The sequence below is a fragment of the Synechococcus sp. MIT S9503 genome (assembly GCF_047304175.1).
Taxonomy (GTDB): domain Bacteria; phylum Cyanobacteriota; class Cyanobacteriia; order PCC-6307; family Cyanobiaceae; genus Synechococcus_C.
Genome location: NZ_CP138955.1, coordinates 1,133,527 through 1,148,149, shown reverse-complemented (window position 1 = coordinate 1,148,149; position 14,623 = coordinate 1,133,527). Strand labels below are relative to the sequence as shown.

Here is a 14,623-nt window from a genome sequence, read left to right as displayed (position 1 = left end):
CTCCGGCTCCGTTGCCGCACTGGCTACTGCAGGATCGAAGGGATTGCTCACCTTGACAGCGTTCTGTCGCTTTGGTCAGGCTGATTCGGGCGGTCGGTCTGGAATGGCCAGGTTCCGTTCCTGATTCACTCGTTTCTGAAGCTCGCTGAAGCGCACGTCATTACCGGGAACTGAAAACCAGCGGCGTTTACCACCCACCACAATGAAATCCTTCTGTTCTCCGAAGTCTCCATCAGGCATCGCTTTGCCTCCTCTCAGAGTCTTGATGGGCATGACAACCCTTTGATTATTCGAAACTAACGAGAACTCAGTTTCGACGACCGTCAAATCAATGGTTTTCAGCAGACTTTAAGGTTTCAGTAAGGTTTGGGCCTGAAGATTGGCGGTGCTGTCTCAAGAGCATTGTGATCTGATTGCTTGCACCACAACTCGCAGACCCAAGGATCTGCTCAATGATTGCCCTATCCAGCGCATTCATCCACTTTTCGGAATAGTCATATCTGTTCATTCATTTCTCAGTGGACCCTCATCAATGCCTACTTCATCGATGTTATTGATTAGAAAGATCTGAGTAAATTCCCTTGCCATCAAGCCCTCACGGCACTTTTCAGATTGAGCTTCGTGAAACCATGGTTTTGGCGGTTCTGACCAGCGGTCTGTCATCTGCTGCGACCAGTTTTGTTTTGATTATGTGGTTTGATCTAATGCCATAGGTGCAAGGTCCTGTTTGACACGCAGCGTTCTGCTGTTCGTAGCTATGCCAATGGTTTGTTGTCTTTCTGCTGATCACGGAGAATCGACAGCCTGAGATGATTCAGTCGTATCCTCTCAACATTATGCGTTGATGGCTATGTCCAGCAGGCGAATTGCTTTAGTGATCGGGACCTTGGTTGGATTGATCGCGATTGTTGCCTGGATTGCTGAAATTGATCTTGTTTTTGAGGAGTCAGCGGAGGAGCAGGCGCCAAGTCAGAAATCACTCGTCGTCGAGGAGGCGTCTTCCAGAGAGAAAGCCCCGGCCGACTGAATCCCAGGGAGCTTCAGTGCCGATTCCATCTTAAAAGTGAGACTTCAGTCCTTTTTGAATCATATCCCCCTTTAAAATGTTTATCCCAAATTGTTGATCGGACGTCAACGATTCATTGGATATGATCTTATTATTCCGTTGTTTTTTAGGTTGAGGGCTGTGCTGATACGGCTCGTAGGTATTGTCTGGACAAGGTTGATTTAATAAGTTTCTGTGGGTGAATGAATCGCTGTTATCGCTTTGACAGTCTCATTTCGACTGATTAGTCTGAAGACAGTTGCCTGGCCTTCGTGATTCAAACACTTGTTTTTGGAATACTGGGCTTGGCGTGGGCTTTTTATGTGAAGAGAACAAAAGCAACAATCAGGCGCCTCAGGCAGGAAGTTCGAGAAAACCAGTTACTTGAACATGCTGCGATCAATTGGTGCTGTTGTGCTGTTCAACGAGCTGATAACCGGGAGGAGTTGCTGATAGCGTTTCGACAGTTTGTTGATACTGGTCGGGAGATCATCGATTTTCCAGATCGTCTTGAGGAATTTATGCGTGTCAACAGCCTCACTGAAGTGCAACATATGAGGAACGTGATTGTTTTAGACAAGGTAATTCAATCGTTTGATTGAGCTTCTAAGTGATAGCAGAGAATGCTTGCTTGCTCTGGTTCTCTGCTTCTGATGGAAATGGCCTATGAAATGTCGACGGATGCTCTTGATTGACTGAATACTTTTGACTCTTTCTGTGAGTTTTTCGTTGTTTTTAGAATGATGATCAGCGTAATGAGGGTTCAGGAGCCGGGTTTGATGGCTTCCTTGACTGTTTCGACACCTTTCTGAATTGTTTCGGCGGGAACGCGGAGCCTCTGCTGCTGCGTGTTTGACCAGATGTTCACTGCATAGACAATGGCTCCCCCCATGATCAAAGCCGCAAGAACAAGACCTACACCATTTCCTCCCTGTTGGATGACCACGGGTTTTTGCTGCTCCTGATCCCCCATTGGCTGTTCTCCTCTCAGATGTATTGCCATGGTTGTAGCCATTGATTGATTTCCTGACCGTCATTGAAGACAGGTTTGATCGTTGGCTGGGTTGTCGCTATGACGAACGGCAACGTCAACAGTTCGGAGTGATCAGGTCATGCTCACCACCAGCACTCGTCTGAAACTGCAGTCCATCCTCAGACGTCTGGCTGAGGGTTCAAGCATCAGTCTTTCCGAACGCGTCTATCTGCAGAAATTCGCTGATTGCGACCGCAGCGTTTCGTCATGGCTGCGTCAGGCTCGACGCCAACAGCTTGCCAGTGGTTGTCGAAGCGGCGTGGACGGTCTTCTTGATGATCTGAACATCGGCAGCGCCGAACCCGACCAGCAACATCGCCCCGGTGCTGATGACCTCGGTGACTGGTTCGGTGGAGCTGAGCCCTGGTTGAGACGCGACTGAGGTTCGCTTAGCGTCGGATCACCGCCCGCTATGGAATCTTGAACACAACGTCCCGGGGAGTGATCTACGTTTCGACCTGGGTTGTCATCTGGGGAACGGCATCCTCGCTTGTGGATTGGCTGCTTCTCAATGCAGATCTCTATCAGGAGGGGAGTTTCGGTCAGGCTGCCACGTTCATTGGTTACGGCGCTGCTGCATCCGTTCTCGGGGTACGTCTCTCCAGCAGGTTCCTGTTCAACAACAACGCCAAAGACGGCTCGAATGCTGATCAGTCAGGGGACTAGTCGGGGGTTCTGTGCACTGTGATCGCCGCGAGCAACCCAGCCACAAATCCTGAGGCATGACCGACCCAGCTCACGCCAGCCGCTGATGCCCAGGGCAGCAGACCTGGCAACGCACTTCCGTAAAGCAGCAGAGCAACAACGCTGAGCAGAATCGACAGTGGGCGGCGCTCGAGAAAACCGATCAGCACCAGATAGCCCAGCAATCCATACACCACACCCGACAATCCGTGGGCACCGACAGGCCAGATCAGCCAGATCGGTATCTCCAGCAGAATCACGGCGATCCAGATGCTCAGATAGGCCATTCGGCTTCGTGCCAGCACCAGATAGCTGAGCGGCAGGAAGACCAGGCTGTTCGTCACAAGATGGCCCAATCCGGCGTGGCTGAACGGCGCTGTGAACAACGTCCACCAGGGCGTTCCGGGCCCCATCGCCAGATTCCAGCGACCACCGAACAGCAGCTGATCAACCAGTTCCTGGAGCCAGGCCAGGCCCAGCAGAATCAGTGGTAGAGCGTTCAATGTCTGAACAGATCCTCTGTGATCACTCAAGCAGTCTTGCCCTGAAGTGACGGAATTCAGCTCTGACCCGCTATGAACTGACCAGTCATCGAGCGGATCACACCATGACCACCAAGTGTGAGGTGATCGTGATCGGCAGTGGCATCGGCGGGCTCTGCTGCGCTGCGCTGTGTGCCCGGGCGGGGCATGAGGTCATGGTGCTGGAAGCCCATGGTCACGCCGGTGGAGCTGCCCATGGATTCGAACGACAGGGATATCAGTTCGAATCAGGTCCCTCTTTGTGGAGCGGCCTGGGCCGCTGGCCCAGCAGCAATCCGCTGGCACAGATCCTCAAGGCCCTTGATGAGCCTTTGGAAGTGATCCCCTATCGGGACTGGGATGTGCTGTTCCCTGAGGGGCATCTGCGCATCGGTGTTGGCGCCGACGGTTTTGAAAAGGTTGTGGCCGAGCTGCGCGGGTCAAAGGCGGTCGAAGAATGGCGATGCTTCGCGCAGGTGCTGGAGCCGATCGCACAGGCAGCGGATGCACTGCCTCTGCTGGCACTGCCGCCTGGAGGACTGGATGGTCTTGGACCTCTGCTGCGTCGCAGCGGTCGCCTGCTGCCCCACCTGCCTGCACTGCGTCATCTCAGTGGTGCTTTCGGACCACTGGTGGATCGCCATCTTCAGGATTCATTCCTTCGCCACTGGGTTGATCTGCTCTGCTTTCTGATCAGCGGGATGCCGATGGCGGACACCAATGCAGCGGCCATGGCGACGTTGTTCGGTGAATGGTTTGAACCTGAAGCCTGTCTCGATTTCCCGAAGGGTGGCAGTGCCTCCGTTGTGAAGGCTCTGGTGCGCGGACTGGAGAAACATGGCGGCAGCCTGCGGCTTGGAACCAGAGTGAAGCGGATTCTGGTTGATGGTGATCGTGCCGTCGGCGTTGAACTGGTCAACGGCGAGCAGCTTGCAGGCGATCATGTGGTGAGCAATGCCGATGTCTGGAGCACCGCGGCTTTTCTGCCTGAAACGACATCACCCTCCTGGCGTCGTCAACGCCTGCAGACGCCGGCCTGTGCCTCCTTTCTTCATCTGCATCTGGGTTTTGATGCCGCTGGTCTCGAGGATCTGCCCATTCACACGGTGTGGGTCGGAGACTGGCAGCGAGGCATCGATGCTGAACGCAATGCCGTGGTGGTCTCGATTCCATCGGTGCTCGACCCGTCCATGGCCCCTGAGGGGCAGCATGTTCTGCATGCCTATACGCCGGCCAATGAACCCTGGTCGCAATGGAGTGGCCTGGAGCGATCAACCGAGGCGTACGAGCAGCAGCGTGAACGCCGCTGCTCGGTGTTCTGGAACGTTCTGGAGCAACGCATCCCGGATCTCCGCAGCCGCTGTCGGATTGTGATGGAGGGTACGCCTCTGACGCACCGGCACTTTCTGTCGGTGCATCAGGGGAGTTACGGCCCGGCGCTGTCGGCTGCAAAAGGATTGTTCCCTGGTGTGCAGACACCCGTGAAGGGTCTGCTTCAGTGCGGTGCCAGCACCTTCCCCGGGATCGGCATTCCGCCGGTCGCCGCAAGCGGTGCGATGGCGGCCCATGCGATCACCGGTCAGCAGGCTCAGAAGCAGCTGCTTGAGAGCCTGTCGCTCTGAACACCTGTGAGCTTTCGTCTGTGGCGGTTGCAGAGTCGCCTGTTCAATCAGACTGTGTGCGGCCCCCGGCCAGCAGTGCCAGCACCGTGAGTCCTCCCAGCAGAACCCCTCCGGCGGCGGCAACGGCCACAGCAATCAATGGCTTGTCCTTGACAGGTTGCTGAAGTCGGGGTCTGAGGGTTTCGTCGAGCTCATGCAGCGTCGCGTCCAGTTGTTTCTGAAGAGGATCGATGGCCTCCACGACCTGCTCCCGGACGGTGCGCAGATTCGAATCGGTGATCTGTTCCTGTTCCACCACGGCGGATCGACCGTTGCTGGAGACCTTGTGTTCATGGTGTGGAGCCATGGCATCTGTTGGTGAACGTCTTCCCTGAACTAGCCACGACCCCCCGGTGAAGGACGCGCTTCGTCGATGGTTTCTTTAGGTTCCGGTGACGTTGGATAGCAGGTGTTGGCCGTGGTCGTGCAGGTCTTGAACGACAACGAGCGCTTCAAGCTCGATGACAGCGATGATGCACTGTTTTACAGCGATCCCCGCTTTGTTCAGCATCTTGACGCCGCGTTCCGCCAGAGACTGACGAAGCTTTACCGCGAGCGGATTCCCAGTTGTGCCGTGGTGCTCGATCTGATGAGCAGCTGGGTGAGTCACCTGCCTGATGACCAGAGCTATGAGCAGGTGATCGGACACGGGCTCAATGAACAGGAGCTGCAGGCCAATCCGCGCCTTGATCGTCACTGGGTGCAGAACCTGAACCGTGATCAGCGATTACCGCTGGATGATTCCAGTGTCGACTGCACGTTGATCGTTGCCGGATGGCAGTATCTGCAGCAACCGGAGGCTGTGGCTGCCGAGCTGCTGCGCATCACCCGACCAAGAGGGCAGGTGATCTGTGCTTTCAGCAATCGCATGTTCTTCACCAAGGCTCCTCAGATCTGGACCGATGGCGGCGACGGCGATCACCTCCGCTATGTGGCCGAGGTGATGATGGCCCAGGGTTGGCCCAAGCCGGAACTGATTGCTGAGCAGACCCAGCAGTCCGGTCCTCTTGGCTGGGTCGGCGCGAAGGGGGATCCATTTTTCGCCGTCGTCGCAACCAAATCGTTGCCTTCAGATTCCGTCTGAGTCGTCTGAGGGGATCGGCTGCCAGCCGCTCTGCCATTGATTGCTGTCCTGGAGATCGCTCCAATGTTCCCTGAGGCGAACTTGCGGGCTCAGCAATGAAATCAGCTCAACCCAGCGTTCGGATCCACGTCCGCCCTGAAGAACCACTCGAAAATGCCGACGACCCTGCCTCGGAGTGAGGCTGGTCCAGGCTGCAGCTGGCTTCCAAGACACGGGTTTGCTGCATGGTGATGAAGGTTCTTGATCATGCCTCCATCGGCTGTGTCGGTGTGGTCAGGACAGCGTGCAACTCGACAGCTCAGCAGTTTGCGATGGCGTCCTGCAGGCTCATCACCGGCTGCTCCCTGGAACTGGTCACCTCCAAAATTCTGCCGATCGAATCTGGTGTGTTCAGAGCTTCAATGCAGCAGCGAGCCACCAGACGGCGTGGAATGGAATCGCTTTCCTGCCTGTCGGCCCCAGTCCACAGCACGCCTTCAGTCTCGAGTTCATCCTCCCGCTCCGATAGACCCCCGGGCCGGATCACCGTCCAGTCAAGTCCGCTCTTCTCCAAAGAGCGTTCGCCGACACGTTTCCAGACCAGGATCAAACCAAAGAGGTTGAGGGGGTGTCTCCAGCGCCCTGCGCACAGTGAACTCACCAACACAACTCTGTTCACTCCGACGCGCTTGCAGCTCTCGATCTGGCGTTCAACTCCCCAGGCATCCACTTTCATCGGCCCAGTCAGATCAACGGAGGGACGGGCACCGGTCGCGATCACCAGCGCATCCGCACCGCGCAGGGAGTCATCCAGTGCGTTTCCATCCATCAGGTTGAGTCGATGCTGTTCACAGCCTTCCAGTGTTGATGGAATCACGGACTCCGGGCGCAGCAGCAGTCTGGCCTGATCTCCTGCGGCCAGTATTTCCTCAGCAACTCGAAAACCGGTCTTCCCTGATGCACCGCTTACGGCAATCGTGCGTGTCATGTGCGGTGAAGCCAGGCAGCTGACACTAGCGATAACGCCATCATCAGACCTCCTTGCTGATACACGCGCAGTCCCTCATTCGACGAGTTCCTCTCTGATCGCCTTGACGGCGCTGTCGGTTCTGTTCCTCGCATGCAGCTTTCTGATCACTGCCTGGACATGCTGCCGAGCTGTGACATCGGCAATGTGGAGTTCCTGCCCGATTTCATGATTGGTCATGCCGTCGCAGACCAGCTCGAGAACATCCAGCTCTCGTTTGGAAAGGAGATCGCTTTTTTTGAAACGACTTGGGTCGAGAATGTGGTGGATCAGAGGATCGACGTAATTGATTTTACTCTTCACTGAGTGGAGGACATGATGAATCGTGAATGTCTCGAAGCCGCGCTGAGTCAATATGATGTTTGCCGGTGAATCGAGTGCTTCCTTGAGTGATGAGGGGTTGACTGTGTTGAGAGTCAGCACGGTGATGTGATGACCTCCGGATGCGGCCAAAGCCTGGTCATGGATTGCATTCACTAGCCCTGTGCCGGAACCGTCGTCAAGCCGGCCACTGATGAAGATCAACAAGGGATCTTGCGAGATCTGAATTAACTCCAGGCATTCACTTTGCGATGTGCAGACTCCAACAAGATGTTGAGTTTTTGACTCCGGATCAATGGCAAAAAGCGTTGCTATTGATATCGCTGTCGGCTTGTGTCCACAGCAGATCAGGATCTTGTGCCCCCAGTCTGATTGGTTAATGATCTTCTGCCATTCGTCAAAGCTCTCGTTGAGAAGAATTTTCACGGAGACCTGTGAAGGCTTTTCTTAAATTATCAATCAGTCATTGATCTGATGTTTTTGAGTATCGATTCCTACGGCGCTGTTAACCGATCCACGCGATAAGTAGTCTGCTTGGAGTTCTGCTACGGAAAGCGCTTGGGGAGAGTTGAGACGGGCCGCCACCCGTCTTTTTTGTTCGCTCGTTCAGACTCGGGTTCTCTTCATCGGATTCCATGCCTGGCAAGGATGTCGATCTTGCTGTGATCGGAGCTGGACTGTCCGGTTGCGCCCTTGTGGCTGCTCTGAGGAGAAGGGACTGGCAGGGAACCATTCAGATCCTGGAGGCAGGCCGCGGGCCCGGTGGTCGTTGTGCCACAAGGCGTCGACGCGATGACCCCCTCTGGCGGCTGGACCACGGATCTCCAACGTTGAGTTTCCATGCTGCACCCCGTGGTCAGCTGCTCGAGCTGATGACTTCGCTTCAGCAACGAGGGGTCGTTCGTGTTGACGATGATCCTGTTGTCGGCCTGGACCACCTCGGTACTGCTGTTGAAGCTCCAGAGCATCCACTGCTGCAGGGGCCTCGATGGCGAGGGGTCCCAAACATGGCTTCGGTGGCTGAGATATTGCTGTCCGATGGTGCTGAGGGTGTTGATGTCGGCTTCGGAGAGCGGATTCAGTCGCTTTCAAAAGTTGATGGATGCTGGCTGCTTACCGGAGGAGTGCATGCGGCAAAACTCATACTCAGTGGCACACTGCTCGCCCATCCACGCTCACTGGCGATGCTTGGCTGGAGGGACGTTCCATTGCGACAGGCCGTTCCCGAGGGCCACGATCCTGTCCTTGATGCAGCGCTTGAATGGATCGCCGAACTCAATGCGAGCATCCGCTGGAATCTGATGCTTGAGTTTCCTGCGGCTGAGCACGATCGACTGCCGCGGCAGATCTGGCTGACGCCACGAGCGCAGAGTCATTTCGGAGTGGAGCGCATGGTGATTCAGGTGCAGCAGTGCAATCGCATCGGCCTGGTGATACATGGCCTTGATGATGGAGTGCCGATCACCCCCGAAACACAGCCGGAGTTGCTGAAAGCTCAGGAACAGCGATTGCTGAGCGTGTTGCCTGAGCTGCTTCGCCCCTGGCCTGCCCTGCAGCGGATGGTTCCCGATGCTCGTTCTCTTGGTGTGATGCGCTGGGGGGCTGCTCAGCCCCTGGAGCAGGGAATGCCGACGACACTGCAGTGGTGCCCACAGGCCAATGTGGGTTTCTGTGGTGACTGGATCGCAGGTCACGGCTTTGGAATGGCTGAGGGGGCTCTTCAGAGCGCTCTTGATCTGGCCGAGTCAATTGATTCCTGAATCTCGACCACCTCGAAAGAGCCTTTCTCCCCCCCCCCCCTCCTCCAGGTTGCGTCGAGCAAATCATCACAGGATTGTGATAACCGCTGGCCGGAATCCGAGCAGCGCGTCACAACAGAGAAAAGGTCGTTTCCCATGAGCAGCCGATTTCAGCCTGTCCGGGTTCATTCCAGTGTTCACGATGACGAGCCGTGCCAGTGCCAGGACTGCGTGGCTTTGCGTCGACGTCTGACGCAGATGGTCAATCAGACGAAGCCGTTCCCAGGAACGCATCACTCCGTTTATGCCTGCCGCTGAAGCGGAATGCTGCTCTGCGGTTTGATATCTCCTTAACGGTTGACCTGGTCTGCGAATTTTTGGACGATATTTGTTGGTGAAATCGGAAATATTGCAATCCTTGAGGATCAGTCATTCAAAACGGATTGATCATTGCTGAGAGTTTCACTCCTGCAGCACTGATCACCATTGCTTGCGCTGTTGTCAGCTGTTCTTGCTCTGCTCAGCAGCATCAACCGTATTCCGGTGCCCAGCCTGCGGTGTCTTGCCAGGTGGGAGACCAGTGTCGGCAGCGCTTGGTGAGATGTTCGCCCTGCCTGAGCAGTTGCTGCCTGAGGTTGCAGGCCACCATCGTTCGGCAGTGACCATCCACCCCGTAGGCGAAATGCTGGCAGGTGAGACAGATCCTGGCCCCCTTCCAGTTTTGAAGCTCATTTGCGTCGATGTAGCCCCACTCTTCCATTGACCATCATGCATTAGTACATCTGTACTAAACGGGAACAGTGTGGCGGGTCAAGTGGCTTCAGAAAAGTTTCCGATCAGTCGCAGGGAAATCCTCCTAACGGCGGATTCGGAGACGATGAAATGGCGTCAATCTCTGTGTGGGCATGGGGCTGGAATGGTTCCCGGAGGCGAGACCGGGAGCTTTCCAGTTCGGATGGCTCGCCACGGATTGATTGGCCACTGCCCAGACTTGTTCTTTCAACCAAGGCGATGCGCAGGTTGCTTGCAGTTCTGTTCTTTCTCACGGCATTCAGCATTGCTCTTGTCAGTGGCGTCAAGGCCGACTACTCGATTCACATCGGTGCAAGAACACCTCCAGCAGAAGCTCACTGTCACAGGGTTGGAACGCGCAGCACGGATGAGGGCAGGGTTCTGAATGTATTTGTATGCCGTCCATGAAAAAGGCAGAGTGCCAGCTCTGCCTCAAGCTTTTCTCGTCGTGCCGCCCATGGCAGGGAGACACCAGAAGAATCTCGTCTTCAGCGTGATTCGGGCGTGTGCATCGACACCAAATCATTAGCCCAGGAAGTCTGTGCATCCGGGTTGATTGGAGATCGTGTGGTTTCTCTGATGTTCAGAAACAGAAAGTTGGCATTACCTGAAAAGTGCGCTCAGTCGCCGAACCCCTTTTTGGAGGGTCGTGGTTGATGTGGTTTGTTATTGGCCTCAGTGTTCGCTGATTTGGGTGTGTTGTCGAAAAAAACGCTATCCAGCCATACGGTGATGATGTACACAGCGATCAGCATTGGAATCAGCACAAGCCACTGATTCTCGAATTCGTAGGGAAGTCGCTGAACACCGAAAATTGCAAGGTATCCAGTGATCAGAGTGAGGATGAATCTGCGGATGCTTGAAGGATTCATTGCTGGCTGAGATCGTCTGCCTGGCTTTTGATTGTTTGAATCATCTGAACAGTAAGTTCATTGCATGTTGCTTCCAGAGAATCGCATCTGATGAGCGGAGTTCAATGATGGATCCCGGTCAGCTTTCGATGTGAAGAAATAATTTCACTGAATGTTGATCGATTTGCTCAGATTTTCAAGGCGTTGTGCATTCACGCCAAGATCAGATTCACCGAGACGCGAGATGGAGCGTGCCTCCAGAGTGACGTCGTTGTTCGCTGCCAGTTCAAGATCATCAACGAAACCAAAGATTCTGCTGCTGTAGGTGGCATGAAGGTAGTTGTCGCGCTGAGTGACGATTTCGGTTCGGGGCGTGGTCTTGATCACTTCGGAAAGCTGATCCAGGGCAACGCTGGAGTCGGCAACCTGCCATGTTGCGCTTGCGCAGTGGGCAGGACTTGCACATGGACTCAGGTGCCCTCCATCAGCTCCAAGGTCGGCAGGAACCGGCCCGATGAAGTGGAACAGGCCCAGCAGGAGCGGGATGGTGATCTGAAGCAGAAACGCTGGCATGCTGATCAGAAGTTCAGGCCTCCGCTCATCTTATGAGGCCTTGGTAGTGATGATTGCTCATGATTGTTCACTGACGCCTCGACAAGCGAAATGATGGTTGCGGCGTCTCGAACGTTCCATGCAAAGGATTGATCCATTTCAAACCTTTGTAGTTCAGATTGTGTAAAACAATTTGCCGTTTTTTGGGTTTGGAGCTAAAGCTTGTAAAGCAGTCTTCTTGGTCATGAGAATCCTGATCACAATTCTGTTCAGCCTGTTGCTTCTTGGATTCGGATCTGAGGCTTTTGCAAATGATTTATCCATTTCAGCCACAGGGCGAAACCGAGAATTAACAATCAACAAGCTTTTAACAAAAGTTCCTGAGGGTGCTGCAATCACAGATGCGTCATGCAAAAGAATTGGAATTGCGGGCATCAATTATCAGTATCGTTGTTCTGTTGCCTGGGAATTCAGCAATCAATATCTGGGCGTAACATGATTGTGTCCAGCATGATTGCTTCGCCTCAATCAGGTCCAGCGCACCGGATCGTTTGATCTGAGATGTTGCACATGATCCGTCTCGCGATCGAGCAGGTCGTGACTGATCGTCAGGCAGATCGAGTCCAGGGGCAGTGAGAAGCTGCTGCAGTCTGCGTCAAACGGACCCTCCACATAGGCTCCGATGCGTTCGGCCATCAGGAACAGCAGCACGATCACCACACTTCCAAAACGACTCTGCGAGTCAGGACCCAGGTCGTGGAAGTACAACAGCATCAAGAGAACGAACAGCCAGTTGAGAAGTCTCACAAACACCTCGTAGGACGCAGGAAGAGGTGTGTTGCGGATTCGCTCCAACCCGCCGATGGCGTCGGTGCAGGTGTTTCCGACGTCCATCAGCTGCATGCGTCCGAATCCGTCGATCAGTCCTTGTCTATGGAGATCGCCGATCCAGACGCCTCTTTGTTGTCCAAGCTGCCTGAGATTGGTGGTCGCGGGTAGCCGCAGATCGCTCAGCAACTGATCCTGCAGGTCTCTGAGGTCCCTTTTCCAGAAGTTGCGCAGCTGGAAGTTCAGCTGCCACACGATGGCCACCTGCAGACGCAGCAGCTTGCGTTCCTGGCGTCCGTGAGGCCTGCTGCTGTCGAGATGAGCTCGCAGTGAGTCCGCCCAGCTTCGACTCACGTTCACAATCGTGCCCCAAAGTTTGCGGGCTTCCCACCAGCGTCCGATCGCCTGGGTGTTGCGAAAGCCGAGAAAGATCGATGCCGCGATGCCCATGATCCGAACCGCGCTTTCATTGGCCGTCCAGCTGCGGGGAATCCAGTCGTTATGAATAAGAACCGTCACCAGCAGCAGCACCAGCAGGTCGAAGCGCATTCTCCAGAGCAGCTGCAGCAAGACCAGGGCGTAGTCCTGCCGTCGTGTACTGGGCGGATAGCCGTAGTCGCCTGAGTCGATCATGGATTGCTGCTGCAAAGACTCGATCACAGCTCTGATCATCTCCGGCCACGGGGGCGTTCATCTCCACGGCATTGATTGCATGGAGTTGAGATCAGGGAGCTTTCGGGGTGGGACCTGCGGCGCGCAATCATGGTTTTCTGTTGCCGCGACCGACGCCGCGATGATCTGTGTGACCGCCAACTGCCCGGAGAGTGTGATCCTGGCCCTGGGTGCTCGCGACTGGCCGGTCTGGGCCTGTGAAATCAGTACCTTCCCCTGGCACTACGACCAGCGGGAAACCTGTTTGCTGCTTGAGGGTGATGTGACGGTGACACCTGAGCAGGGGGAGCCGGTTCGATTCGGTGCGGGTGACCTCGTCGAATTCCCGGCCGGACTGTCATGCATCTGGAAGGTTCATCAGCCTGTGCGCAAGCATTACCAGTTCGGTTGAGGGTTCATGCAGCTCCGCTGAGAGGGGTCGATTTCCTTTTCAGAAGTCAGCGTCTGCGGCCCACTGAGGTCTGCAGGGATGCCAGCCGACCCGGAGAAGTTCAACCCAGAGGCGTTCGGCTGTGTCCTTGCTGAGATGCACACGCGTGGTCAGCAGGGGCGGCCGATCTGGAAAAGATCGCCCTGAATCCACGAACACCTTCTGGTCGCGGATCCGGCTTTTTTCGTCGGCATGGAACCGTTTCGTTTCCTGGGTGCTGGGATCCTGGATCCAACCTTGGCGGGGCATCGTTTCCGGGGGGTGATCAGGGACGCACGCATCCACTCCTCGGCTTTGAACGCTGCATAAGGGGAGCTGGGAGCCATGAATCCTCTGCTGGTACGCCTGTTCTAGTTGGGTAGTACAGATGTGTCAACGCATGGCTGTCGTGTCCTGAGGATGCGCGGTGTGCCCTTGTTGCTCACGCCTAGATTGATGAGCTGTTGGATGGGCTCAGGTCCATTCATGCCTGAGTTTTCGCGCCGACAATGATTTATCTGGCTTTCCGTTACGGCAATCTTGAGATGAGCAATCTCAGTGTTGTTGTGATTGCCGCTGCAGGCCTGTTGTCAATTGTGTTTTTCGTCGTGGCCTCGATCAACACAGACACTCAGGGTCTGATTGATTCAGCTGTGCAGAAATTCGACGACAACGACACCGGTCGATCTGATTGATGCCTGCGGATCGCTTGCCTGCAACCTGAGTTTCATACAGGGATTTCAGCTTCGATTTCCCAGCCCTGATCCGTGAGTTCTCTGATCTGCAGCGGTGCATCCTGTGATGGAACCTCAACGAGGAGGAAATCCTTTCCCTGCTGGCAGTAAATCCTGGTCTGACCGATCACGGCGGGGGCTCCCGGGTGACACTTCACCATCAAACCCGGTTCTTTGGTGCGACACAAGGGAGCTGAGAGCAGTTTTGCGATTTGCTCACATCGGCAGGCAGTTTGACGCGTCCTTGTCGCCCTTTTCCCTGTTCTTTCGGGAGCATCTTTCGGCTTGACGTGACAATGATTTTGTTGCTAATGCGCAAACAGTGATGAATGCACCAATGTCTCAGGCTAGAGAGCTGATCAATGCACACCTCTACCCGGTGCTTCTGGTTTTTGCAGTGATTTATGGAGCGATCCAGATTTCTCCGATGGCCAATCAGGCGAGATATTTCAATCACTGTGTTGATGAAGTGATTCGTGAGAGCAATGTTCAGAAAATGTCATTTGCAGAGAGGCGTGCACTGGGAGTGAAAGTCTGTAACGGGTCTTCGATCTGATGCCCTGTCTCAATCAGTTGTTGACTTTGCTGGATCACATGCCTCAAGGATGCGATACATGCATTCTAAGGCGGGATTCAGTCATGATCTGTTTTGAATTCATCGAAACAGCTGCTTTGTTTTGAACTCTCACCG

26 protein-coding genes are annotated in these 14,623 nt (G+C 54.9%); 12 read left to right on the top strand and 14 right to left on the bottom strand.

Annotation, left to right across the window (positions count from 1 at the left end):
* Positions 1-75: 75 nt before the first annotated feature.
* Entirely contained in the window at positions 76-273 is a 198-nt protein-coding gene (locus SIB56_RS06570; protein WP_413326621.1) for a hypothetical protein, read from the bottom strand.
* Between the two features lie 231 nt (positions 274-504).
* Positions 505-663 (bottom strand): hypothetical protein, encoded by a 159-nt coding sequence (locus SIB56_RS06565; RefSeq protein WP_413326620.1) that lies wholly within the window; start codon positions 661-663, stop codon positions 505-507.
* A gap of 223 nt (positions 664-886) precedes the next feature.
* Here SIB56_RS06565 and SIB56_RS06560 point away from each other — a divergent pair, with 223 nt between their 5' ends.
* Both SIB56_RS06560 and SIB56_RS06555 read left to right on the top strand, forming a co-directional pair.
* Positions 887-1,027, top strand: coding sequence for a hypothetical protein (locus tag SIB56_RS06560; protein WP_413326618.1), 141 nt, complete (start codon positions 887-889; stop codon positions 1,025-1,027).
* A 290-nt stretch (positions 1,028-1,317) separates the two neighbouring features.
* Complete coding sequence (locus SIB56_RS06555; protein WP_413326617.1) at positions 1,318-1,647, top strand: hypothetical protein; 330 nt, start codon at positions 1,318-1,320, stop codon at positions 1,645-1,647.
* Positions 1,648-1,808: 161 nt separating this feature from the next.
* On the opposite strand, the gene SIB56_RS06550 is transcribed toward SIB56_RS06555, so the two are convergent.
* Positions 1,809-2,048, bottom strand: a complete 240-nt coding sequence (locus SIB56_RS06550) for a hypothetical protein (RefSeq protein WP_413326615.1) — start codon at positions 2,046-2,048, stop codon at positions 1,809-1,811.
* 109 nt (positions 2,049-2,157) lie between these two features.
* Between SIB56_RS06550 and SIB56_RS06545 the strand changes: the two genes are divergently transcribed.
* On the top strand, positions 2,158-2,460 hold the full coding sequence (locus SIB56_RS06545) for a hypothetical protein (protein WP_413326613.1): 303 nt from the start codon (positions 2,158-2,160) through the stop codon (positions 2,458-2,460).
* A 38-nt stretch (positions 2,461-2,498) separates the two neighbouring features.
* On the top strand, positions 2,499-2,744 hold the full coding sequence (locus tag SIB56_RS06540; protein ID WP_413326611.1) for a hypothetical protein: 246 nt from the start codon (positions 2,499-2,501) through the stop codon (positions 2,742-2,744).
* Here SIB56_RS06540 and SIB56_RS06535 read toward each other — a convergent pair.
* The gene (locus tag SIB56_RS06535; protein WP_413326609.1) at positions 2,741-3,265 is read right to left on the bottom strand and encodes a rhomboid family intramembrane serine protease; all 525 of its coding nucleotides are present in this window, start codon (positions 3,263-3,265) and stop codon (positions 2,741-2,743) included. The genes SIB56_RS06540 and SIB56_RS06535 overlap by 4 nt on opposite strands.
* A 104-nt stretch (positions 3,266-3,369) precedes the next feature.
* Here SIB56_RS06535 and SIB56_RS06530 point away from each other — a divergent pair, with 104 nt between their 5' ends.
* Entirely contained in the window at positions 3,370-4,905 is a 1,536-nt protein-coding gene (locus SIB56_RS06530; protein ID WP_413326607.1) for a phytoene desaturase family protein, read from the top strand.
* Positions 4,906-4,948: 43 nt separating this feature from the next.
* On the opposite strand, the gene SIB56_RS06525 is transcribed toward SIB56_RS06530, so the two are convergent.
* A complete protein-coding gene (locus SIB56_RS06525) occupies positions 4,949-5,251 on the bottom strand; it encodes a hypothetical protein (RefSeq protein ID WP_413326604.1) in 303 nt (100 codons plus the stop codon).
* A 111-nt stretch (positions 5,252-5,362) separates the two neighbouring features.
* Between SIB56_RS06525 and SIB56_RS06520 the strand changes: the two genes are divergently transcribed.
* Entirely contained in the window at positions 5,363-6,028 is a 666-nt protein-coding gene (locus SIB56_RS06520; RefSeq protein WP_413326602.1) for a class I SAM-dependent methyltransferase, read from the top strand.
* On the opposite strand, the gene SIB56_RS06515 is transcribed toward SIB56_RS06520, so the two are convergent.
* From SIB56_RS06515 to SIB56_RS06505, 3 genes are all read right to left on the bottom strand, one after another.
* Positions 6,014-6,241 carry a TIGR02450 family Trp-rich protein gene (locus tag SIB56_RS06515; RefSeq protein ID WP_413326600.1) on the bottom strand — a complete coding sequence of 76 codons (228 nt, stop codon included), beginning with the start codon at positions 6,239-6,241 and terminating at the stop codon, positions 6,014-6,016. The two genes, SIB56_RS06520 and SIB56_RS06515, sit on opposite strands and share 15 nt — an antisense overlap.
* An 85-nt stretch (positions 6,242-6,326) precedes the next feature.
* Positions 6,327-6,995, bottom strand: coding sequence for an SDR family oxidoreductase (locus SIB56_RS06510; RefSeq protein WP_413326598.1), 669 nt, complete (start codon positions 6,993-6,995; stop codon positions 6,327-6,329).
* 75 nt (positions 6,996-7,070) lie between these two features.
* Positions 7,071-7,562, bottom strand: a complete 492-nt coding sequence (locus SIB56_RS06505) for a LuxR C-terminal-related transcriptional regulator (protein ID WP_413326596.1) — start codon at positions 7,560-7,562, stop codon at positions 7,071-7,073.
* 428 nt (positions 7,563-7,990) lie between these two features.
* Here SIB56_RS06505 and SIB56_RS06500 point away from each other — a divergent pair, with 428 nt between their 5' ends.
* Complete coding sequence (locus SIB56_RS06500; RefSeq protein WP_413326594.1) at positions 7,991-9,115, top strand: NAD(P)-binding protein; 1,125 nt, start codon at positions 7,991-7,993, stop codon at positions 9,113-9,115.
* A gap of 508 nt (positions 9,116-9,623) precedes the next feature.
* Here the strand turns inward: SIB56_RS06500 and SIB56_RS06495 are convergent.
* Positions 9,624-9,854, bottom strand: a complete 231-nt coding sequence (locus SIB56_RS06495; protein WP_413326592.1) for a hypothetical protein — start codon at positions 9,852-9,854, stop codon at positions 9,624-9,626.
* Positions 9,855-9,976: 122 nt separating this feature from the next.
* Between SIB56_RS06495 and SIB56_RS06490 the strand changes: the two genes are divergently transcribed.
* On the top strand, positions 9,977-10,294 hold the full coding sequence (locus SIB56_RS06490) for a hypothetical protein (protein ID WP_413326590.1): 318 nt from the start codon (positions 9,977-9,979) through the stop codon (positions 10,292-10,294).
* A 212-nt stretch (positions 10,295-10,506) separates the two neighbouring features.
* Here SIB56_RS06490 and SIB56_RS06485 read toward each other — a convergent pair whose 3' ends face one another.
* The gene (locus SIB56_RS06485) at positions 10,507-10,758 is read right to left on the bottom strand and encodes a hypothetical protein (RefSeq protein ID WP_413326588.1); all 252 of its coding nucleotides are present in this window, start codon (positions 10,756-10,758) and stop codon (positions 10,507-10,509) included.
* 144 nt (positions 10,759-10,902) lie between these two features.
* Complete coding sequence (locus SIB56_RS06480; RefSeq protein ID WP_413326586.1) at positions 10,903-11,310, bottom strand: DUF1499 domain-containing protein; 408 nt, start codon at positions 11,308-11,310, stop codon at positions 10,903-10,905.
* 223 nt (positions 11,311-11,533) lie between these two features.
* On the opposite strand from SIB56_RS06480, the gene SIB56_RS06475 reads away from it, so the two are divergent.
* Positions 11,534-11,788 carry a hypothetical protein gene (locus tag SIB56_RS06475; protein WP_413326584.1) on the top strand — a complete coding sequence of 85 codons (255 nt, stop codon included), beginning with the start codon at positions 11,534-11,536 and terminating at the stop codon, positions 11,786-11,788.
* Positions 11,789-11,817: 29 nt separating this feature from the next.
* On the opposite strand, the gene SIB56_RS06470 is transcribed toward SIB56_RS06475, so the two are convergent.
* Positions 11,818-12,789, bottom strand: a complete 972-nt coding sequence (locus SIB56_RS06470) for a bestrophin family ion channel (protein WP_413326582.1) — start codon at positions 12,787-12,789, stop codon at positions 11,818-11,820.
* 121 nt (positions 12,790-12,910) lie between these two features.
* On the opposite strand from SIB56_RS06470, the gene SIB56_RS06465 reads away from it, so the two are divergent.
* Positions 12,911-13,180: a cupin domain-containing protein gene (locus SIB56_RS06465; RefSeq protein WP_413327179.1), complete on the top strand. Its 270-nt coding sequence runs from the start codon at positions 12,911-12,913 to the stop codon at positions 13,178-13,180.
* Positions 13,181-13,219: 39 nt separating this feature from the next.
* Here the strand turns inward: SIB56_RS06465 and SIB56_RS06460 are convergent, their stop codons facing one another.
* The gene (locus SIB56_RS06460; protein WP_413326580.1) at positions 13,220-13,468 is read right to left on the bottom strand and encodes a DUF1651 domain-containing protein; all 249 of its coding nucleotides are present in this window, start codon (positions 13,466-13,468) and stop codon (positions 13,220-13,222) included.
* A 239-nt stretch (positions 13,469-13,707) separates the two neighbouring features.
* On the opposite strand from SIB56_RS06460, the gene SIB56_RS06455 reads away from it, so the two are divergent.
* A complete protein-coding gene (locus SIB56_RS06455) occupies positions 13,708-13,893 on the top strand; it encodes a hypothetical protein (RefSeq protein WP_413326578.1) in 186 nt (61 codons plus the stop codon).
* 32 nt (positions 13,894-13,925) lie between these two features.
* Here SIB56_RS06455 and SIB56_RS06450 read toward each other — a convergent pair whose 3' ends face one another.
* A complete protein-coding gene (locus SIB56_RS06450; protein ID WP_413326576.1) occupies positions 13,926-14,120 on the bottom strand; it encodes a hypothetical protein in 195 nt (64 codons plus the stop codon).
* 149 nt (positions 14,121-14,269) lie between these two features.
* Here SIB56_RS06450 and SIB56_RS06445 point away from each other — a divergent pair, with 149 nt between their 5' ends.
* On the top strand, positions 14,270-14,488 hold the full coding sequence (locus SIB56_RS06445; RefSeq protein WP_413326574.1) for a hypothetical protein: 219 nt from the start codon (positions 14,270-14,272) through the stop codon (positions 14,486-14,488).
* Positions 14,489-14,623: the final 135 nt, after the last annotated feature.